Source organism: Lacticaseibacillus boliensis, assembly GCF_054784775.1.
Genome location: NZ_BAAIHN010000013.1, coordinates 20254 through 42597 on the forward strand (window position 1 = coordinate 20254; position 22344 = coordinate 42597).

Annotated in this window: 17 protein-coding genes; 8 read left to right on the forward strand and 9 right to left on the reverse strand. The window is 50.6% G+C overall.

All coding sequences use genetic code 11. The annotated features are described in order from the left end of the window. Positions 1-259: 259 nt before the first annotated feature. The 6 genes from ACYVRB_RS07110 to ACYVRB_RS07135 all read left to right on the forward strand — a co-directional run bounded on the left by ACYVRB_RS07110 (position 260) and on the right by ACYVRB_RS07135 (position 7639). On the forward strand, positions 260-1429 hold the full coding sequence (locus ACYVRB_RS07110) for a 2-isopropylmalate synthase (protein ID WP_461214431.1): 1170 nt from the start codon (positions 260-262) through the stop codon (positions 1427-1429). 339 nt (positions 1430-1768) lie between these two features. Further along, on the forward strand, positions 1769-4030 hold the full coding sequence (gene pflB / locus ACYVRB_RS07115; protein ID WP_461214432.1) for a formate C-acetyltransferase: 2262 nt from the start codon (positions 1769-1771) through the stop codon (positions 4028-4030). 204 nt (positions 4031-4234) lie between these two features. Further along, a complete protein-coding gene (pflA, locus tag ACYVRB_RS07120; protein ID WP_461214433.1) occupies positions 4235-5068 on the forward strand; it encodes a pyruvate formate-lyase-activating protein in 834 nt (277 codons plus the stop codon). A gap of 107 nt (positions 5069-5175) precedes the next feature. Then, a complete protein-coding gene (locus tag ACYVRB_RS07125) occupies positions 5176-6144 on the forward strand; it encodes a LysR family transcriptional regulator (protein ID WP_461214435.1) in 969 nt (322 codons plus the stop codon). Positions 6145-6182: 38 nt separating this feature from the next. Continuing rightward, entirely contained in the window at positions 6183-7109 is a 927-nt protein-coding gene (locus ACYVRB_RS07130) for a manganese-dependent inorganic pyrophosphatase (protein WP_461214437.1), read from the forward strand. A gap of 164 nt (positions 7110-7273) precedes the next feature. Next, positions 7274-7639, forward strand: coding sequence for a hypothetical protein (locus ACYVRB_RS07135; protein WP_461214438.1), 366 nt, complete (start codon positions 7274-7276; stop codon positions 7637-7639). Positions 7640-8980: 1341 nt separating this feature from the next. Here ACYVRB_RS07135 and ACYVRB_RS07140 read toward each other — a convergent pair. The 9 genes from ACYVRB_RS07140 to ACYVRB_RS07180 are packed head-to-tail and all read right to left on the reverse strand — an operon-like array spanning position 8981 to position 19012. Continuing rightward, positions 8981-9370, reverse strand: coding sequence for a tautomerase family protein (locus ACYVRB_RS07140; protein WP_461214440.1), 390 nt, complete (start codon positions 9368-9370; stop codon positions 8981-8983). 1 nt (position 9371) lies between these two features. Beyond that, entirely contained in the window at positions 9372-10259 is an 888-nt protein-coding gene (gene iolE, locus ACYVRB_RS07145) for a myo-inosose-2 dehydratase (RefSeq protein ID WP_461214441.1), read from the reverse strand. Further along, complete coding sequence (gene iolG, locus ACYVRB_RS07150) at positions 10259-11299, reverse strand: inositol 2-dehydrogenase (RefSeq protein ID WP_461214442.1); 1041 nt, start codon at positions 11297-11299, stop codon at positions 10259-10261. The genes iolE and iolG overlap by 1 nt, the downstream gene beginning before the upstream one ends. Before the next feature lie 2 nt (positions 11300-11301). Next, positions 11302-12333: a Gfo/Idh/MocA family protein gene (locus ACYVRB_RS07155; RefSeq protein WP_461214443.1), complete on the reverse strand. Its 1032-nt coding sequence runs from the start codon at positions 12331-12333 to the stop codon at positions 11302-11304. Positions 12334-12344: 11 nt separating this feature from the next. Next, a complete protein-coding gene (gene iolD, locus ACYVRB_RS07160) occupies positions 12345-14264 on the reverse strand; it encodes a 3D-(3,5/4)-trihydroxycyclohexane-1,2-dione acylhydrolase (decyclizing) (RefSeq protein ID WP_461214444.1) in 1920 nt (639 codons plus the stop codon). Continuing rightward, positions 14261-15238, reverse strand: coding sequence for a 5-dehydro-2-deoxygluconokinase (gene iolC, locus ACYVRB_RS07165; protein WP_461214445.1), 978 nt, complete (start codon positions 15236-15238; stop codon positions 14261-14263). The genes iolD and iolC overlap by 4 nt, the downstream gene beginning before the upstream one ends. A 13-nt stretch (positions 15239-15251) precedes the next feature. Beyond that, positions 15252-16067, reverse strand: coding sequence for a 5-deoxy-glucuronate isomerase (gene iolB / locus ACYVRB_RS07170; RefSeq protein WP_461214446.1), 816 nt, complete (start codon positions 16065-16067; stop codon positions 15252-15254). 5 nt (positions 16068-16072) lie between these two features. Then, positions 16073-17539 carry a CoA-acylating methylmalonate-semialdehyde dehydrogenase gene (locus ACYVRB_RS07175; protein ID WP_461214448.1) on the reverse strand — a complete coding sequence of 489 codons (1467 nt, stop codon included), beginning with the start codon at positions 17537-17539 and terminating at the stop codon, positions 16073-16075. 36 nt (positions 17540-17575) lie between these two features. After that, entirely contained in the window at positions 17576-19012 is a 1437-nt protein-coding gene (locus ACYVRB_RS07180; RefSeq protein WP_461214450.1) for a sugar porter family MFS transporter, read from the reverse strand. A 210-nt stretch (positions 19013-19222) separates the two neighbouring features. Between ACYVRB_RS07180 and ACYVRB_RS07185 the strand changes: the two genes are divergently transcribed. After that, positions 19223-19990, forward strand: coding sequence for a DeoR/GlpR family DNA-binding transcription regulator (locus tag ACYVRB_RS07185; protein ID WP_461214452.1), 768 nt, complete (start codon positions 19223-19225; stop codon positions 19988-19990). A gap of 1062 nt (positions 19991-21052) precedes the next feature. Continuing rightward, on the forward strand, positions 21053-22264 hold the full coding sequence (locus tag ACYVRB_RS07190) for an RNA-guided endonuclease TnpB family protein (protein ID WP_461214453.1): 1212 nt from the start codon (positions 21053-21055) through the stop codon (positions 22262-22264). The last annotated feature ends 80 nt before the right edge of the window (positions 22265-22344 follow it).

Genomic DNA, 22344 nt, shown 5'->3' on the forward strand with positions numbered 1-22344 from the left:
AATCAAAACACGCGGAGGACAAACATCATGATTAAAACCAGTCAAACAAACATGTTACTTGTATCTGCGTTGTTGCGTGGTCGATTGTTGATTTAGTCGATCGCGGCATTTGACATGCGGCCATCGACTTAACCGGTGGCTGCAACGCCATCGAAGGCTTTTCGATGGCTAGCCAATAGGGGCTAGCAAAACGTCTGCTGACGATTCGCTGGTCCCTATTTTTGTTTCATACATACATATATCAATGGAGGCAATTATTATGACCAAACAAGTTAAGTTTTTCGATACGACCCTGCGTGACGGTGAACAAACCATCGGTGTAAACTTCAGTGTGGAACAAAAAGTTGAGATCGCCAAGGCGCTCGAAAGCTGGGGCGTTGATTATATCGAAGCCGGCTTCCCGGTTGCCAGCCCGGAAGACTTCAAGGCGGTCAACGCGATTGCCAAGACGATCAAGCACACCACCGTCACCGGCCTGGCGCGGCTGGTTCGCAAAGACATCGACGCAGTGGCCGCCGCGATCGAACCGGCCCCGCACAAGATGCTTCACACCTTCATCGCCACCAGCCCGATCCATCGTGAATTCAAGCTCCACATGTCCAAAGAAGAGATGATCGCCCAGATCAAGTCCGACGTGGCCTACGCCAAGTCCAAGGTCGACTTCATTGAATTCTCACCAGAAGATGCTTCCCGGACGGAACCAGAATTCCTGGTCCAGGCCGTCCAAGCGGCCATCGACGCCGGTGCCAACTGCATCAACATTCCGGACACCGTTGGCTACGACGATCCTGAAGAATTTGGCGCGATTTTCGCCAACCTCAAGGCCAATATTCCAGACTTCGACAAGATTGAATGGGCCGCTCACACCCACAACGACCTGGGCATGGCGATGGCCAACGCCATGGCCGCTATCAAAAACGGCGCCACCCAGATCCAAGGCACGATCAACGGGCTGGGCGAGCGTGCCGGCAACGTCGATTTGATCGAAGTCGCCGCAGCGATTTCCGTGCGTGGCGATTACTACGATGCCAAGACCAACATTAATATGAAGGAAACGAAACACATCTCCGAGGTCGTCGAAGAAGATTCCAACATTGCCGTCGGCCCGAACAAGCCGATCGTCGGCGCCAACGCATTCTCACATGAATCCGGGATCCATCAAGACGGCTTCTTAAAGAACCGCCAGACCTACGAGATCCTGACACCAGAAGCCGTGGGCATGCATTCTCGCCTGCCACTGGGCAAACTGTCAGGTTCCCATGCCGTGATGAACAAGCTGACGCAGATGGGCTACCATGTTGATCGCGACATGATGAAACAAATCTTCCCGATCTTCAAAGACGTCGCCGATGCCACCGATTTGGTCCATGACGACGATATGGTGGGCATTATGAACCAGTACAAGACACAACAGAAGAAGCAGGCTTAACGACGAAGGCGACCATGTGGACGGTCGCCTTTTTGCTTGCTGTATCTGGATTCTGGCGGAACTGACCCGAAAACAGGGAACGTCTGTATTACCACAAAATCGCAAAAACTGTATCAACGTGGAACGATGAGTACAGGTGAAATTTTGGTAGCGCATTCCACCAAATCCCGAAAAAAATCCGTGAAATGCTGAACGGACAACCGGTTTCCCAATTGATTCCAAAAAGAATGCGTATTCGCAGAAGAATGCGAAAGAAAGTGCTTGCAACCTTCAAGTGACGTGTTATACTAAGAGTGTAAAATCTGTGACATGGTAATCACATTTTAGGAGGCATTCCATATGGAACAGCTTGATAAGAAGCAGCTCAAGGACTACTGGGAAGGTTTTAACGGTGGTCGCTGGCAGGACGAAATCGATGTCCGTGATTTCATCCAAAACAACCTGACCCAATACAATGGGGACGAGAGTTTTCTTGCCGGTCCTACTGAAGCAACCACGATCTTGAACAATCAGGTTTTGAACCTGAAGAAGCAAGAACGTGCCAAGGGTGGCGTGCTCGACGCTGATACTAACGTCGTTGCAACCATCACTAGCCACGGCCCTGGTTACTTGAACAAGGATCTTGAAAAGATTGTTGGTTTGCAAACTGACAAGCCATTCAAGCGTGCGTTCATGCCATTTGGTGGTATCCGCATGGCTGAAGATGCGCTGGAAGCTTACGGCTACAAGCCAGATCCAGAAATGCACAAGATCTTCACCGAATATCATAAGACACATAACCAAGGGGTCTTCGATGTTTATACCCCTGATATGCGCAAGGCTCGTCACTACAAGATCGTTACTGGCCTTCCTGATGCTTATGCTCGTGGCCGTATCGTTGCTGACTTCCCACGGATCGCGATCTATGGGATCGACAAGTTGATGGAAGAGAAGTTCTATGACTTCTCACACACCGGCGATGGCGAAATGACCGACGATGTTATCCGTCTGCGTGAACAGATCAATGACCAATACAAGGCATTGAACGACATGAAGAAGATGGCCGCATCTTACGGCTATGATATCTCCAAGCCTGCTACCAACGCTCAAGAAGCGATCCAGTGGATTTACTTCGGCTACCTGGCAGCGGTCAAGACCCAAAACGGGGCTGCGATGTCTGTTGGCCGTATCGATACCACGATCGATGCCTTCATCGAACGCGATATGAAGCGCGGTGTTATCAACGAAGAGCAAGCACAGGAACTGATTGACCACTTGGTTATGAAGTTGCGGATGGTTCGCTTTATCCGGACGACCGAATACAACGACTTGTTCTCTGGCGACCCAATCTGGGCAACCTTGTCCTTGGGTGGTGTTGGCTTCGACGGTCGTCACCACATTACCAAGACTGCCTTCCGCTTCTTGAAGACGCTTGATAACATGGGTGCTGCACCAGAACCAAACATCACGTTGCTGTGGTCTTCCGCATTGCCAGAAGGCTTCAAGCGCTACGCTACTGAAGTTTCCATCACCAGTTCCACCATTCAGTACGAAAACGATGACTTGATGCGGACCGAATGGGGCACTGATTACTATGGCATTGCTTGCTGTGTTTCCGCACAACCAATCGCCGGTGGGGTTCAATTCTTCGGTGCACGTGCTAACTTGGCTAAGGCATTGCTTTATGCCATCAACGGTGGTGTTGATGAAATCGGTGAAAAGCAGGTTGGCCCAGCTACTGAACCAATCACTTCCGATGTCATCGACTACGATGAATTCATGAAGAAGTTCAACGTCCAAGCTGACTGGTTGGCTGATGTTTATGTCAACGCCTTGAACGCTATCCAGTACATGCATGACAAGTACTACTACGAATCTGCACAGCTGGCATTGAAGGACACCAAGCTCGATTACACCTTTGCAACCGGGATCTCTGGCTTCTCCCATGCGGTTGATTCCATCTCCGCGATCAAGTACGGCAAGGTTCACCCAATCCGTGACGAAAACGGTGTTGCGGTCGACTTCAAGGCTGAAAACCCTGACTACCCACGCTATGGTAACAACGACGATCGGGCCGACAACATTGCTAAGTGGCTCATCAAGTGGTTCTATGGCAAGATGAACACACATCACCTGTATCACAACGCTAAGTTGTCTACCTCTGTTTTGACCATTACTTCTAACGTTGTTTATGGTAAGAACACTGGTACCACACCTAACGGCCGTCAAAAGGGCGAACCATTCTCACCTGGTGCTAACCCAGCATACGGTGCTGAAAAGAACGGTGCTTTGGCATCTCTGATGTCCACTGCGAAGATCCCTTATCACTATGCAACTGATGGGATTTCCAATACCTTCGGCGTAACGCCTAACACCCTTGGCCACGATGACGAGACCCGTAAGGATACCCTTGTCAACATGGTTGATGGCTACATGGCTAACAACGGGATGCATTTGAACATCAACGTCTTCAACAAGGAGACCTTGATCGATGCCCAAAAGCACCCAGAAGAATATCCTACTTTGACCGTCCGTGTTTCTGGCTACTGCGTATACTTCGCAGATCTGACCAAGGAACAACAAGACGATGTCATCGCTCGTACCTTCTTCGAAGAAATGTAACAATCGGCACTCAGATCATGATCTGAGACGTCAGACGATCAGAATCATAATCTCACAGTCATGCAGCGGGAGCCGCTTTGCGGCTCCCGTTTTGCCTAAAGGCGCGAAACCATTTCGCGCTTTTAGGCAGAAGTTGCAAACGCCGGTGCAGTGAGCGCAGAGCGCTCAACCCATTGGCGCAGCGGCAATTAGGGGGAATCCGTCATGAAACTTTTTGATAGCACAAAGGCGCCGGTCAACGTCGCCGAAGAAGCAAAAAAAGAGAACCAAGGTCCTGTTAAAGGTTATGTTCATTCCGTTGAAAGCTTCGGGGCCGTCGATGGTCCTGGCATTCGGTTCACCGCGTTCTTGCAAGGGTGTCGGATGCGCTGTCAGTACTGCCACAACCCTGATACTTGGAACATCGGTGTCGGCACAGAGATGACTGCAGATGAGCTCTTGGACGATTGCGAGCGCTACAAGGCGTTTTGGGGTGAGACTGGTGGGTTGACTTGCTCCGGTGGTGAATCACTGGTTCAAATCGACTTTCTGCTCGACCTGTTCACCAAGGCCAAGGCCCGTGGCATCTCGACTTGCCTAGATACCAGTGGTAACCCGTTCACCCGCGACGAACCTTGGTTCAGCAAGTTCAAGCAGCTGATGGCCGTCACCGACATTTCGTTGGTCGACATCAAGCACATCAACTCCGAAGAACATAAGAAGCTGACCGGTTTTGGCAACGAAAACATCCTCGACATGATCGAATGGATGTCAGATCACGGCTGTGACATGTGGATCCGCCACGTGCTGGTCCCACAGCGCACCGACAATGACCACTATCTTAAGGAACTCGGCGATTACATCAAGACCTTGAAGTCTGTGCAAAAGGTCGAGGTTTTGCCTTATCACACCTTAGGGGTCAAGAAGTATCACGAACTGGGGATTGCTTATCCGCTTGAAGGCATCGAGCCACCGACACAAGATCGGATCAAGAATGCCGAAAATCTTTTGCACACCGCAGACTACACCGGTTACAAGACCTGGAAGCCAGCTAAGTAGGCGCTTAGAAAAACGATAAGCTAGAAGCAACTTAAACGTTGCTTCTTTTTTTGTTTTAACTTATTATTAAATGAGATAAATTGAAAACGGTGAGGAGACTAAACGCCATGAAGACTACGCAAGAAAGCATTTTCTCGTCGAAGACGTTGACCTATTTCCTGCAACTGGCTGAGACGATGAATTACACGCAGGCGGCCCAACTGCTTGGGATCACGCAGCCGGCGTTGACGCAGCAGATCAAAAAACTGGAACGCACAGTCGGCGCACCCTTGTTTTATTCGATCGGCAAGAAACTCCATCTGTCCGAAGCAGGGCGGACGATGCTCAAAGCAACGCAAGAAATTTACGAGGTTTTGAATGTCGCGACCGACCAGATTCAGCAAGCCAGTGACGCGTCTAACGGCAAAATTCAGATCGCGCTGTTGGCGTCGGTGGAAGATCTCGCGTTCAACACGTTCATCGCTGACTATTACAAGAACAACCCAGAGGTCGAAGTGGTGTTGCGGATGATGACGCGCCACGAGATCTGGGAGAAGCTCGAAAACAACCAGGTCGACCTGGCGATCATGTATCTACCTGACGCGACCATCAAGAACTGGAAGCCTTATGCCACCAAGAAGATCATCGACGAATCGCTGGTCTTCCTGCATCACGACGAATCGCTGGCTAAGCGCAAGCGCGTGCGGCTGGCAGACACGATCCGCCAGCCTTGGGTCACTTACCCAGAAGACTATTTCTTGAGCCAGACGCTGCAAGAGGCGTACAAAAACCGCATGGTCGACGCGCCACATTCTGTCGCCCAGTTCACGACGCCGTACCAGCTGACCCAGTTTTCCAATCATACCGGCGTCAACACAGCGCTGCCCAACACGTTTTATCAGGCGCACAAGGATTATATCCACGCGTACGCAGCGGCGTTTGAGCCCGGGATCAACTTTGAGCTCTCGTTTGTCTACCGCAAAGGCAAGGATCAGATCCCGCGTATCGCCCAATTTTTGAAGGCGTTTGACGAATATTTTGGAACTCAAGATTATCTGTCGCGGCTTGCCGAAAACCGTGTTAAACTGATTAAGTAATGCGCATTCGCGCAACCAATTAAAGGAGCAATTGACACATGACGACATTGATTTTTGGACACCAAAATCCCGACACTGATGCGATCACCAGTGCTATCACATGGGCAGAGTTCCAACGCCAAGCCGGCAACACCGACGTTGAGGCCGTAGCCTTAGGCAACCCGAACGACGAAACCAAGTTTGCCTTGGATTTCTTCAAGCAAGACACGCCACGCGTGATCGACGCTGCTAACGGCGCTGACGTGATGCTGGTCGACCATAACGAAGCCCAGCAATCCGTTGCTGACCGCGCGAACTCGACGATCGTTTCGGTCGTTGACCATCACCGGTTTGCCAACTTTGAGACCGCAGCCCCGCTGTTCATCCGTGCAGAACCAGTAGGCGCCTGCAACTCGATCATCTACAAGATGTTCAAGGAGAACGGCTTCACGGTTTCTGCTAAGATCGCGGGCTTGATGTTGTCTGGGATCATCAGTGACACGTTGTTGCTCAAGAGCCCAACCACGACCGATCTGGAACGCGAGATCTTGCCAGAACTCGCTAAGATTGCCGGTATCGACCTTGAAGATTACGGTTTGAAGATGCTCAAAGCCGGCACCAACTTGGCTGCCAAGTCCGACTTAGACATCGCTGAAGGCGACGCAAAGACCTTCGACATGGGCGGCAAGACCGTTCGTATCGGCCAGGTCAACGTTGTCGATCTTGACGAGATCTATGCGCGCCAAGCTGACATTGAAGCCACGTTGAAGTCCGAAAGCGACAAGAACGGCTACGATTTGTTCTTGCTGATCGCCACAGACATCTTGAACTCCGATTCAACAGGGCTGGCATACGGCGAAGGCTTCGACAAGCTGGAAGCCGCATTCGGCCAAAAGTTTGACGCCAACCAGCGTCTGGCATTGCCAGGTGTCGTTTCCCGTAAGAAGCAAGTTGTCCCACCATTGCAGAAGGCTTTTGAAGCCTAAGCATAACGAAAAGCCGCGAGTTGATCGCGGCTTTTTTAGTGCACTTTGGGAAGAAGGCAATGAGCAGGCAAAATACGGGGTGGTGTAACCGCTACCTTTTCTGGTATTCTATTGGTGCATCGATTAGACGACAGGGTAATCAACTTGTTGAGAGGGGTAGCGATATGAAGAAGATGACGATGATCATTGGTCAAGCCATTCTCTTGGTGGTTAGCCTAATTGTTGTCACAGCGGTTGCCGACTATTTCTTTAACGGGCGAATCGCAAAGATTATCGTTTTTGCTTTCGCGGCGATTCTATTTGTCGCGCTCGGCAATCACAATAATCGTCAGCGAACAAAGCATCTCATCGAAATGTGGGCCTATGCTGACAAGCTGGGATATGGCCCGGCTGAGCTGAAGCAACGTGTACCGCAGTATGGCATCTTTGACTGGGAAGCTTCTCGACCAGAAAAATTAAAGTTTTACCCAAGCGATAAGGTCGTTGACGAGTTGGTACAGCAATTTAAGGTCGAATTGTCCTCAAAATAGTCATGCTGTGGCTACCGTTAATGGTTCACGGCAGAAGATGTCGGAAAATTGTGGGATAAGATTGTACACAACCTATTGTGAAAGCACCTGTAAGCGGCCGAAAGCGTCTAAAGCTAGCAAGAATTCGATTGTTGGCTCATTGGCGTTAGCATGATTGACGTCACGATTGGCAATCGCAGGTTTAGTACTGCTTATCGGGCTAACGTAGCAATATCATCAAGCCGTAAAATCGGCTACTTGGGGTCGTAGCTCGATCGAGTTTATTATGCCGAACATGCGCCAAAATGTGGCTGGTAGCAAGTATGGTGTAAACTCGCAATTGTAAAATCATAAGGCCTGACAAATCAGCTTGAGCGTCGATTCCACTGATTTAGTATGCTACGAAGACTTTGACAAGCTTTCTCTACGTTTGGCCAGAGAATTGGTGTTGAACCGTGCACCACGATGAAGTCTGAGATCAGTGCAATTTTTTCGTACAAGTCGACGACAGTAGCAGTGGCGCAATCAGTCAGACAAATTGGCGACAGTGAGTTGGAGTTGACGGTACTGATTGCCGAATGAGCGTGTGTGAGCGGCTGGACAGCCGGCTACAATGCAAGATTGCGTGGAATTAACGTGAAAGTGGATCTAAGCCGGTATTGGGCTTAGATAAATTCCGTTGGCGTTACTTCGCATAATATATATTATGTAAACTAGAATAGGAGAGGCGGATGTCAAGATAAAGTGCAACAACCTTCCCTCGTATTTATACAGTTTTGGCTTTGTTAATTTCATTGGCAAATACCTCTGCACACGTTTTCCAACCGTGCATTTTCCTACGTGTATTCAATTCATCCGCAACGAATTTCATGTCGGATTGAGTCTTGGTCTCAAACGTGCGCTTCTTAGGCAGAAACGCACGAACCAGCCCGTTGTTGTTCGTTCTTCAGGCGCATACGAATGCTCAAAATACAGCTCTTTGTGGTATGTATTCTCAATTCTGTCGATCAGTGTCGCGTTCGCGAACTCTGCAGCATGATCACACGTTAACGACAATGCCTGCTCACTGTACAGCGACATAACAGCGATATAAATGTATCGATTCCCAATGATTCAAGACAGTTGCAAATTCCATATGATGATCTCCCTGTATTGTAACTGGCACCAGTATATTCGTTACTTATTCAAAACTACCAGCGAGATGATAACAACGACTAGCGCGCTTTCAATGGCTGCTATTTTTAACCGCCGGCAGATGCTGCGCGTCGACTCATCAACGCAATCGTTAACTTTGACGCCAGCCACATCAAAAACGCCTCGTGATAACCTGCGACCGGCACGAGGCGTTCGATTCTGTTTCTGTTATAAGGGGCCGTCGATGAACTCAGCGTGCCCACGACCAAAGCTCCAGCCTTGGTCGGTGTTAATGCTCACATTGATAACCAAGTCATCCGGCGCCACCAAACCGGCAGCGGCCAGTTGCTTGGCCAGTTCCCGATAAAAGGTTCGCAGTTGCGTTACGGTTCGCTCACGACTCACCAGTGACAAAATCACCACGCGGTCGCTGCGCGTATAGCCCAACCCAGTATCTTCGATCACCAACTCACCAGGTCCATGCTGATGCACGATCTGATAGCGGTCACGCGCAGGCACATGGAAGCTAGCCACCATCACCGCGTGGATAATATCCAGTAACTGGTGCAGCTCTTTTGGTGAACGCCCGCGGTTTAAATCAACCCGCACAAGCGGCATTTTACCCCTCCTTCATCACTGTTTGTAGATAAGCGTAAGCTTTTTGCGCATAAGCCAGTGGGTTGGCTTTAGCCGGGTCCTGTTCGGCTTCGACCACGATCCAACCGGCATAGCCGCCACTGACTAAGGCGTGATACAACGGTGCAAAATCGATTTCGCCGTCACCTGGGACGGTGAACATTCCAGCGCGTACCCCATCCAAAAAGCTCATGTGTTCAGCTTTAACTTGCGCCGCAATGCTTGGCCGCACATCCTTGAAGTGAACGTGCTTGATACGGTCAAAATAGTGCGTCAAAATTGCCTGTGGGTCTTCGCCAGACAATACCAGATGCCCACTATCAAACAGCAGCGACACCTTGTCTGGATCTGTCATCGCCATCAAGCGGTCGATTTCAGCCGTGGTTTGGACGCCTGTGCCCATATGATGGTGATAGACAATCTGCATGCCGACTTCATGAGCACGTGCGCCTAAACGCTCTAATCCTCGCGCTAACGCTTCCCACTCGTCATCAGTGAAAGTCGGCTTATCGTCAAACACAGCCTTATCCAACATACCTTGAATGCTGTGGCCTTGTTCCGCCACTACGATCACCTTAGCACCCATCGCATGCAGAAAATCACGATGCTTGATGAACGCCGCTTCCGTTTCAGCGTATGGCTTAGTGGTCAAATATGCTGAAAACCACGCACTGGCGATTTGCAGATGCCGCATAGCCAAAGCCGCCTTGAGTTCGTCTGGGTCTTTGGGGTACTTATTGCCGACTTCAGTGCCGCTAAAACCGGCTAAGGCCATTTCGTCGATCGCTTGGGCAAAAGGAATCTCTTTACCCAGATCTGGCATGTCATCATTCGTCCACCCAATTGGGGCGATTCCCAGTTGAATGCTCATTAGTTCCCCTCCTTTGCCAAACTAACCAAGGCGTTGTTGGTATACGCTTCTTGTAGTGCCAACGCCACACGTACCGATTGTAACCCGTCTTCTGCGGTGATGCCTGTATCGGTATTGTTCACAATGCTATCGATAAAGGCGGTGGTTTCAGCCAAGAACGCCTCTGCAAAACGCTCTGGGAAGTTCTGCGAGGTCGGCCGCACGATCCCAGTTTCATCCATCACCGTTACCAAATTCTTCTCCGGCACTTGCGCGACGCGCAGCATGCCTTTAGTGCCGATCAATTCGGTTTCAACATGATACCCATGTGCAGCGTTGCGGCCGGCTAAAAACAATCCCATGGTTTTATCTGTCAATTGCGCCAACGCTGCGCCAGTTTCCAACTCATTAAGTTCATCCAGCACTGGGTATGCCCGGTTGACGCCGATGGCCCAGACCTTGCTGAATTCTTGACCGGAGAACCAGCGCATCAAGTCAATGTCGTGTATCGCCATGTCTAAGAACAAGCCCCCGCTGTTAGCTGAACGGGCAAATTGCACAAAGCTTGGCATCCCCGCGGCCGGGTCGATGCTATAAGCACGAATGGCGGTTAACTCACCCAGTTTGCCTTCGTCCACCAATGCTTTGGCATAACGGTAGGATGGGTCGAAACGGCGCATGAAACCGAGTTGGAATTTTAACTCAGGATGAGCGGCCACAACGGCTTGGGTTGTTTTGATTTCATCTAAGGACAAGCCGATCGGTTTTTCACTGAATACATGCTTGCCATGCGTCAAGGCATATTCGATTTGATGCGGGTGAAAACCTGATGGTGAGACGATCACCACCGCGTCGATATTCCCCTCATCGATCATTTGATCATAATCATCAAAGGTTTGTTCAACGCCTAACGCGGACTTAGCCCAATCCAGTTCATCAGGAACCACGCTGGTCGCAGCGACCAGTTGGGCTTGCGGAATGCGTTTAGCTAAGTTCTGGGCGTGGGTCTTGCCTAAACGGCCTAAGCCGACGATGCCGACGCGTACTTGTGCTTGTGTCATGATTAACCCTCCATTTCTTGATAGAATGCCGGACGAACCGGCAAAGTGATTGGTTCCAACTGGTGTGAAGTTTGTGAGCGAATCGCCACATCTGCGACAGTCGCGGCAATATAGCCATCCCAACTGCTTGGCCCACGTAATGGGCGTCCAGCGTTGAGATCATCCAAAAATGCCTGTACTTCCAAGTCATAAGCCGTTTCAAAACGGTGCGCCCAGTTCACTTCAACACCGCGTGCAACTTGTGCGGCATGGCGGGTTTCTGGTGCCACCCCGTCAAGCGGTAGCCACAGCTCGCCAATTTCTCCAATCACTTGGGTACGCACTTCATAACCATAAGTGGCGGTCAGGTGCACGAGCACTTGGATCGGCACACCGCGTTGGGTGAGTAACGTCACCAGTTGCGGATCGTGTAGCGTAGGGTTGACAGGCTGGGTGCTTTGGCGGCCGTATTCAATGCGGACAGCTTGATAATCATCATTTAACAGCCAATGCATCTCATCGATTTCATGGATCAAAGTATCCGTCACGGCCATTTCGTTGGTGTAACTTGGCGCTTGTTCCAAGTTGATATGCGCCGCCAGCACCGCCAGTGGCTGGCCGATCACACCGCTGTCCAGCTGGGCTTTAAGCGCTCGGATTGCGGGATCATAACGACGCATGAACCCGACTTGAATCCGGCGGCCAGACAGTTGTTGTTCGGCTTCGATCACTGCGCGCGCAGTATCTGCTGTGGTGGCTAATGGTTTTTCGGTAAAAATCATTTTATCTTGCGCCAATGCCTGCTGAATCGTTGCTGCGTGAGCGAAGCCAGCACTGACGATGAATACTGCCTGGATTGCGGGATCAGCCAGCAACGTGGCTTCATCGGCATAAACACGCGCATCTGGTGCCAGCTCATCGCGGGCTTTGGTCGCTGCTGCTTGGTCGATATCCATCACCCCGATCACTTCACCGCCATTGAGCCGCTGTTGCAGCCGTTGAATGTGCGCACGCCCCATGGCGCCGGTTCCGATGACCCCAATGTTGATCGTCATCATTACCCCTCCTAATATTTGAACGCCGCATCTAACGCCGCTTGCATCGCAGCATACGCTGCTTGTACATCCGGATTCTCACTGTGCGCTGGTACACCGACATGCCACCATGACTGCCCATAACCATGCGTCATCGTTTTGGGCAGCACTTTGATATCGATCAACGTGCTACGCGTTTGTTGTTGTGCCTCGGCCAAGGCGGTTTCCAATTCTGCCTGAGTGGTCGCAGTGTATGCCACGGCGCCATATCCACGGGCAATTTGGGCAAAATCAGTCGTGTGAATCGATGCATCCGCGTTGCGGAACTCAGTAAGGAAACTGGGGTTACCTTGGCTCATTTGCAAGTTATTGATTGACGCAAAACCAGCGTTGTCAAACACCAGAATATTGATCTTACGGTCAAGCTGCAGCGCCGTCACCAGCTCCGAGTGCAGCATCATAAAGCTACCATCACCAACCAGCGCATAGACTTCTTGTGTGGGGGCTGCTAGCTTAGCCCCTAATGCGCCAGCAATTTCATACCCCATCATTGAGTAGCCATATTCCATGTGGTACGTGTGTGCCACTTGCGTGCACCACAGCCGGTGTAAGTCGCCTGGCAGCGAACCGGCAGCAGCAACAATGATCGCGTCTGATGGAATCAGTCGATTAATCATCATCAGCGCCGTTGTTTGCGCCAAGTGCGTGCGCAACGCGGTTTGATAAGCGGTTAAAGTCGCCTTATCAAAATGTGCCGCAATTTCTGGTGTGAATGTTGCCGCACTGGGATTAATTGCCGCAAGACGCGCCCGTTCTTTCAACCAAGCCTGCTTCAACGGTGTAGGGCTAGTAGCGGCATGGTAATCTTGCAGTCGTGCTAATAACAGCGGCAAAGTCGCTTTGACGTCTGCTTGGATACCCAGCGCGTTGAACCGCAAGGCTTGGGTCCGATTCAAATTGATGTTGATCATTGCGACTTGGTTGGGATCTAAAGCTGTCTTGGAAGCGGTCGTGAAGTCGGTGTAGCGCGTGCCCAACCCAATCACCAAGTCAGCTTTGGCCAAAGCGGCGTTGGCCGCGCCAGTCCCTAAGACGCCGACACCACCAAGATTTTCTGCCACCGCATCCGGAACAGTCGACTTACCACTTGGCGTTTCAAGGATTGCCAAGTTTAGCGCATGCGCAAAAGCGGCAATTTCATCCCCTGCGTCGCTATATGCTGCTCCCCCGCCGACGATCATGACCGGCTGGCGTGCGTGTTGGATCGCGTTAACCGCGGCATCCAACTCCTCTGCGCTAGGCAACAGACGCTTGATCACATGCACACGCTTGGCGAAAAAACTCACCGGATAGTCATACGCTTCGGCTTCCGTGTCTTGCGGCAAAGCAATCGTCACCGGTCCGGCTTGCGCAGGGTCTGTCAAGACGTCAAACGCGTTCAACAATGCGCGCATCAACTGTTCCGGCCGCTCCACGCGGTCCCAGTACTTCGACAACGGCCGCAACGCATCGTTGGTGGTGGTTGCAGCGCTCTGAGCGATTTCGATCTGCTGCAACACTGGGTCAGGCTGTCGCGAAGCAAAAGTATCAGCAGGCAGGAACAAAACAGGGATACTGTTAACATACGCGTTACCAGCCGCGGTCAGGAAGTTCGCCGATCCCGGACCGGCCGAAGCCGTCACAGCAAAAATTTTGCGCCGTTGCAGCTGCCGGCTGTAGGCAATTGCTGCACTGGCCATGCCTTGTTCGTTATGACCTTGATACACTTGTAAATGCCCAGGCGCTTGGGTCAACGCCTCTCCTAAGCCCAACACATTACCATGACCAAAAATTGTGAAAATTCCTTCAACAAACGGGGTCTGGACGCCATCTACTTGCAGATATTGCGCATTCAAGAAGCGCACTAGCGCCTGGGCGGTGGTCAAGTGGACCGTTTGCGCTGTTGCAGTCATTCGCCCACCCCCTCTAGCGTATGCGTCGCCACGAAACCTTCTAGCGCAGATAACGTCGGCATTGCGTCGCTAGAACTTAGTTGGCTGATCACAATTGAAGCAGCCGCACTACCATACGCTAACGCTTGGGCCAAGCCTAAGTCATGCGCGTACGCATACAAGAACCCAGCAGCAAACGAATCCCCGGCTCCAAAGCTTTTCAACACGCGCGTGCGGTAGATGCCGCTGTGCACAAGCTCCCCGTCGCGGCGATAAGCCGTTGCCCCACTTTGTCCGGCTTTGATCACGACCAATTCTGCACTACCGGCAAATAATGCCGCAGCAGTTTCTTCATCGCGCCGCTGAACACCGCCAGCTAAGACACGATATTCATCACGCGTGCCAATGATCACATCCGCTTGGGCGGCGACTAACTGATAATAAATTGCCGTATCCAGTGGCTTACGCCAGGTATATGGGCGATAGTCTAGTTCAAAAATCACTTGGATTCCGGCAGCTTTGGCGATTGCTAATGCTTGTAACACCGCTTCGCGCACTGGGCTAGCGGCTAAACCAGTGCCTGAGATCAATAACGACGAAGCGGTACGCAGATAGTCTGCATCCACCTCTTCTGGCGTCAAATATAAATCAGCCACCGCCTCGCGGTACATTAACAAGTCACTTTGCGTCGGGCTGATGATTTCCGTGAAGGTCAGTCCGGTACGATGCCCGGCGTGATCGACTTGCAGCTGAGTTGTGTCGACACCGAGTTGGGCAAAATAATGGCGGATGGTTTCGCCGAAGGCATCATCTGCGATCTTGCCGATGAACCCGACGTTGCGGCCCAGCTTCGCTGAACCAATGGCAATATTAGCTGGCGAGCCGCCGACGAACTTAGCGAACGTCGTGGTGTCAGTCAACGGTTGATTATAATCTTTGGCATTCAAATCGATCGTTGCACGTCCGATCGCAATCATATCCAATGGTGTTGTCATGGCCTCCTCCTTCTTAGCGACGTTTACGCAACCAAGCAAAATCCGGATCGTCTACAAACTGCCACACCCGCCGGCTGCCTGCCATGGCATTGAGATAATACGAGTCAATGCCATCAGGGACTCCAACCGGATGATAACCTCTCGGCACTGCGACGGCACCTTGATGCGCAACTGCCATCGCTTCATCAAGCGTACGGTCATCCGTATACACGCGCTGCAAGACAAACCCGTTAGCCGGGTCTAGTTCATGATAATAAAGCTCTTCTAGTTGGGACTCCCGTGGCGGATCGTCTCGTTCATGGCGGTGCGGCGGGTAGCTGGACCAATTGGCTGAATCCGTGTAGACTTCGACCACCAACAAGCGCTCTGCAGCAGGCAACGTGTCTGGCAAAATATTATGCACCAGGCGTTTATTGTTGTATTTGCCACGGTGTTCGATGGCTTGAATATCCGCCGGCAGAAATACACTCGGATGTGCGACCGTCGTCTTGGCTGTCGCAATCGCCACTTTAGCCACCGTTTGCGCCGTGATCGTGAACGGCTGCCCAGTGGTCACATACACACTGTCAGTAGGAATGCGCGCAAACACTGACGTGCGTGTACCAACATCGCGGAATGTGTCATCACCAGTTTGCACCATGATGCGTCCAGACAACGCTACGATTGCGACTTCGCGACCAGCCAAGGTGAATTCCGCTTGGCTACCTTCATCGAAGGTGTACACCGACAAGCCAGTAACCGTCACCGGCGCGTTGGCTGGGCCTACTTGTTGGATACAAGCGACACCTGGCGCAACACTGAATGATTGGCTAGGAAAATAAAGTTGCATCTGCTTCACCCCGCAAATTCGCGTTGATCATACCGCGCGGTGACTACTTTCTTACGCGTGTAGAAATCGACACTGTCTTTACCATTTGCATGCAAGGTGCCAAAGAAACTGTGCTTCCATCCTGAAAATGGGAATACGGCAATCGGCGCTGGAACGCCAAGGTTGATTCCTAACATTCCAGCATCAATATGCTCGCGGAAATACCGGATCGCAGCAGCGGAATCAGTGAACAAGCACGCCCCATTGGCCAGCTCAGAATCATTGGCAATTTTCACTGCGGCGGGCAAGTCCGGCGCCCGCATCACCGACAAGACCGGTGCAAACATCTCGTCTTGCCAAATCGTCATGTCTTCAGTCACTTGCTCAAAAATCGTCGGTCCGACGAAATACCCCGCGCCTTGCGCTTGGGCGCTGCCGTCTAACGTCAACTTAGCGCCTTCTTTAACGCCTTGTTGAATATAGTTCAAAGTCCGTGTTTGGTTTTCTTTGCGGATCACCGGACCTAGGAAGTTGCCAGCAACCATACCGTCACCAATCTTGATATCACGGGCGGCTTGGGTGAACTTGGTCATGAACTGATCAGCAATTGCGTCTTCAAGCACCAACACTGAAGTCGCCATGCAACGCTCTCCAGCTGACCCAAAAGCACTACCAATGATTGCTTTGACCGCTGCATCTAAATCGGCATCTTGCAAAATAATCGTGTGGTTCTTCGCACCGGTCAAGGCCTGCACCCGCTTGAGGTTGGCACTGCCTTCTTTATAGATATATTCTCCCACGCGCTCTGAGCCCACGAAGCTAACCGCTTGAATGTCTGGATGGTGCAAGATGCCATTGACCACATCTACTGCGCCATTAACTAAATTCAATACGCCGTCTGGCAAGCCCGCTTCTTGGAACAACGCCACCAGTCGACGACTTGTCAGCGGCGTCTTTTCTGATGGTTTTAAAACAAACGTGTTGCCTGTCGCCACTGCCATTGGGAACATCCAGCAAGGCACCATCAATGGAAAATTAAACGGGGTGATTCCTGCAACCACGCCTAATGGGTAACGATAATTGGTCGCTTCAACATCTGTTGCCACAGTGCTGAGCGAATCGCCCATCATCAGCGTCGGCACGCCTGCCGCAAATTCCACGTTTTCGATACCACGGCCGACTTCAGCAATGGCTTCAGGCAATGCTTTACCGTTTTCTAACGTGATCAAACGGCCAAGTTCTTCTTGGTGTGCGATCAGTAATTGTTGATACCGAAACAAAATCTTCGCACGCTTGGTAACTGATGTGGCATGCCATGATGCATACGCTGCTTGCGCCGCTTGCACAGCAGCGTCGACGTCAGCAACAGTCGAATGAGGAACTTGGGCGATCACATCACCATTAGCTGGGTTATACACTGGTTCAAAAGTAGTTGTTTGGGAAGGGACCCATTGCCCATTGATAAAATTCTGTAATTGCTCTGCTTGTGCCATCTTTATGCCTCTCTTCTTGGATTAAGCGGTTACATTTTACTTATTGATTTGGCTGTCTTCTGGAAACTTGGTATCAAACTTGTTATCCAACTCGATTTCTTCAAGCGACCGACCGGCCGTTTCAGGTGCGAACTTAATCGCAAACAGCAGTGAGATCACGTTCATCCCTAAGAATACCAAGAACGTATTGGTCATGCCGATATAAGCTAGCAAGATTGGGAAGAAGTACCCGACCAAGAAATTGCCAAACCACAAGAAGAACGTGGCAAAACCCATCCCCAAGCCGCGAATTCGTGCCGGATAGATTTCAGACAGCAATAGCCAAGTTAATGGGCCCACAGCGCCTTGGAAGAAGGCCAGATAGATAACCGTGAAGAAGATCGTGGCAAAAGGCAACAGAGGTGAATGGACCAAGAAATGACTCACAGCCGTGATGCCAGCCACCGCAAACATCGTGCCAGTAATCCCCGTCAATAACATCTGCCGCCGCTTGTACTTCCCCATCAAATGCATTGTCACTAAGGTCGCCACGACAGATGTGACCCCATTGGCGATATTAGCGATCAAGGCCGCATTTTGACCAAAACCGGTGGTTTCAAGAATTGTCGTGCCATAATACATCATCACATTGATGCCGACGATTTGCTGCATGATTCCTAAGCCGATCCCGATCAATATGAGCCGCCGGATCCAAGGGACCTTCAAATCTTTGAAAGACGCAGCGTCAAGTTCGTTTTCAGACTTCAACGCGATTTTGATCTTTTGCATTTCGTCTTGTGCTTGCGCCTCCGTCCGCAACTGGCGCATCACGTCAAGGGCTTGATCGACTTTACCATTAGCTGCTAACCACCGCGGCGATTCCGGGACGAAATTCATTCCGATCCACAAGATAATCGCAGGAATCGTTGCCAAAACGATCATCCACCGCCAGATTCCTGGAATATGCCCTAACGTCGTCCCTAGAATTGCGTTGAAGGTGAACGCCAACAACTGTCCTGAGACGATCATCACCTCGTTTTGCGTGACGATCCGGCCACGTAGTTCAGAAGGCGCCACTTCTGCTAAGAACGTTGGCACGATCACAGAGGCACCACCAACGGCTAAGCCTAAAATAAACCGCACTGTGCCAAGAATCGGCGCAGTTGGCGACAATGCCGAAGCGATTGTCGTCAAGACGAACAACATCGCCAAGCCAATAATCGTCTTGCGGCGCCCTTGCTTATCTGAAATACGACCAGTCGCAATCGCCCCAAAAGCGGCCCCAAGCGTCAATGAACTCGCAACAAAGCCTTCCATTGCTGGGGACATATTCAACTCAGAAGCTCGCGTCATGAACGGCAACGCGCCATTAATCACACCAGTGTCGTAACCGAACAACAAACCGCCGAACGTCGCCACAACGGAAATCGTCCGTAAGCGTTTCCGTGCTGAAGGCGGCAAAACCGCCTGCTTGGTGAGCACTTCTTTATCCATGACTTTCCTCCATTTCACAAGTTCACCATAACAACACTGCACATGCACATGTGATGGGGACATCATAAGCCCACTTGTCACCATACGTCAACTTTTTTGTCCAACAGATTATCAGAATATCACCAATTTGTCCCAAATAGTTACCCAAACACCGATGGTTGTGGTAAAATAAAGCCAATCAAATATGGGGAAACTAGGGGGTCCTTGCTTATGCTTAAAGCAGAACGAATCAACGCGATCGCTGCATACGTCGATACAATGCGTACTGCCACGATTGACGAATTAACTCGTAAATTCATGATTTCCACGAACACCTTGCGCCGCGACCTCGACCAACTGGTTGCTGAAGGACGCGTCAAAAAAATCTATGGTGGTGTCACTAGCGTCAAGCCCAATAACAAGCTGACCATTTTTGAAGAACGGAACAACCACGCTGAACGTGCCAAGCGGCGCATCGCGCAAATGGCAGCAACACTGATCGACCCAGGCGACATGATTTTCATCGATTCTGGCACCACAACCGCGCAAATGGGCAATTTTTTGCCGACCAGTTTTCCCTTCACATTAGTTACGAACAATTTCCCCCTTCTTGCCGCCGCCACGCCGCTCACGAATATTCGTTTAATGGTGATCGGCTCGACGTTTGATCGCCGTACCCAATCTTTCATCGGCGTTGACCGCTCAACGTTATTCGCGCGTTTGAATGTTAAAAAAGCGTTCATGGCTGCCACCGGAATTTCCTTGACCCAAGGCCTATCAAATTCTGAATACGAAGAGTTCTTGATCAAGCGCGATATCTTAGCTCGCGCTACTGAGAGTTTCTTGTTGATCGATCACACTAAGATTGAACGGGTCTCTTTGTTGTCTTATGGTCATGTTCAAGACCTCAGTGGCATTGTTTGTGACGCCGCTTTTCCCCCTGCCTATCAAGAATTCGCGCAAGAACACGATATTCAACTCTTCACACCTGATGCCTGAGTATACAAACAGTCTAAGATTATGATCCAGCGTCTTTTTCTACGCCTAGTCAAGACAAAAGCTGATATCAACTTGTTTTTCATGTTTGAATATAATTGACTATGTGAGTGAGCTTCAGGTTAAGATACCCATTCTTGCATAGCTTGTATTGAGATAATAGGTATGTCTGACCCATGCTGGTAAACGTTAGTTTATAGCCATTTCCGGTACCGTTGGCCTTGGTGGCCGTGACATACATAAACGATCCTTCTTGAATCATGTATGCCTAGCTGATTTGGAAGGATTCAGCCAGATGCCAATCCAAATACCGTACGATGAATGTTACGAGAATTTTCATACACTAATATGCATTTATCAAAGTCCGCCAAGCAGCCAATAATGCTTGCTACATAAGATTTCTAAGGTAATAATTGCTATCGGATAAGGGCTTGCGGCGCGTTTGTTGCACTCTATGTTGGCTTCTACGACGGCAGAAGGCGGCGATCAAGTTAAAGTGCAACAACCTCTCCTCATATTTATGCATTTTTTGCTTTGCTAATGTTATCGGCAAATACCTCTGCACATATTTTCCAACCGTGCATTTTTTTCGAACGTGTATTCAGTTCATCCGCAACAAATTTCATGTCGGTCATACGTCGTGCCACAAAGGGGCTTACAGCCAATCTACGGATTACGCAACCGAGCGTTATTCTCAGCGATCATTGCATTATTGCAAGATAGATCCCGCTGGCGCGGCTTGAATATTTTGTAGTCTTGAAACTCTTGGCTACGCGATGTTTCGCGTGAGATCGTGCTGTGGCTAGGATGCAGGATACATACGATTTCAGCTTGCGTCTTACCTTGACGCCATAAGACTTCAATTTGACCGCGGCTTATATGCCATAATTGCGCCGCATGTTCTAGGTTTTGCTTATTCTTACTAAGTTTCATTGATAGTGTTTGAGCAGGAAACCCCTGATTTTAATCAGGGGAGGAATGCCGTCCTATACCTGCTTCTCCTTTGTTATTTAATATCTTTACACGAGAACACGTGTTTGGTATGATTTCTGTGGAGGGATAGCCATGAAACAAGCCGTCACCCTAAAGTTGCGCATGACACTCACTGCTGAGGATGCGCTGTTGTTACAAGAAACGATGAACCAGTTTGCGTTGGGTTGCCAACTGGTGTCACAGTACGTCTTCGACCACGAATTTGTCCTTGATCAATATGCCTTGAATCAGGCACTGTATCGCCAATTGCGCGCAAAGCTTGGGTTAAAAGCTCAGATGGCGCAGTCTGCTATCCGGCACGTTGTTGGCAACTATAAGACAGTACAAACCCAGATGAAGGATGAACCATATGTCTTTCAGGATTGCTATACAGGTCAATGGACGCGATGCCCACGAGACCTCACTTGGTTGCGACGGCCATTACAGTACCATAAACCGCAACTCAAGTTAGTGCGCAACCGGGACTGGTCGTGGTTGAAAGACGGTCGCCTGTCGCTGAACACCTTGGCCAAACGCGTGCGTGTCACCCCGTATGTGCAGGGCTTTGAACAGTACTTGACGCCTGACTGGCAACTTGGTACAGCGACAGTGGTGCACACTGGTGGCCATTATTTCTTGCATATTGCAGCCACCAAGGAACTGCCTGTTGTCGATCGGACACAGCTTGAAAACATTGTTGGTATCGATCGCGGCTTACGCTTTGTGCTGGTCACCCATGATTCTGCTGGGAAAAGCACCTTTGTTTCTGGCAAGGCAATTGCAAATAAGCGAGCCAAGTACGACCGCCTTCGCCGACAACTGCAACGCAAGCACACGAAATCTGCTAAACGGCGCCTAGGCCGACTATCAGGACGAGAGAACCGCTGGATGAGCGATGTCAATCATTGCTTGTCAAAGACACTCGTCTCAAATGTAGCACCTAAGACGTTATTTGTTGTCGAAGACCTTACAGGCGTCCGTCAACAATCCAGACGCCAAGCACAAGCGCAACGAGAACTCCATTCGTGGGCGTTCTTTGAACTGGAACAAGACCTTCGCTACAAGGCGGTCTTAGCAGGTCACGAAGTTATTACGGTTTCGGCTCGATATACCAGTCAGCGGTGCGCAAAGTGTGGACGCATCGATAAGACCCAGCGTGATCGCCAGCACCATGAATATCGCTGTGTCGCGTGTGGTTACCAAAGTAATGACGACCGGATTGCGGCAATGAACTTAGTGACTCTGGGTCAGCAGTACGTGGCTGGTAACAACCATCCACACTTTACAGAAGAAGTTATCGGGTAAACCTGATAATTGACGGGCATTGTCAACTGCCCGACGATGCAGTCGCAATAAAGTGGGAGCCTGTAGGGTGTTTGACCACT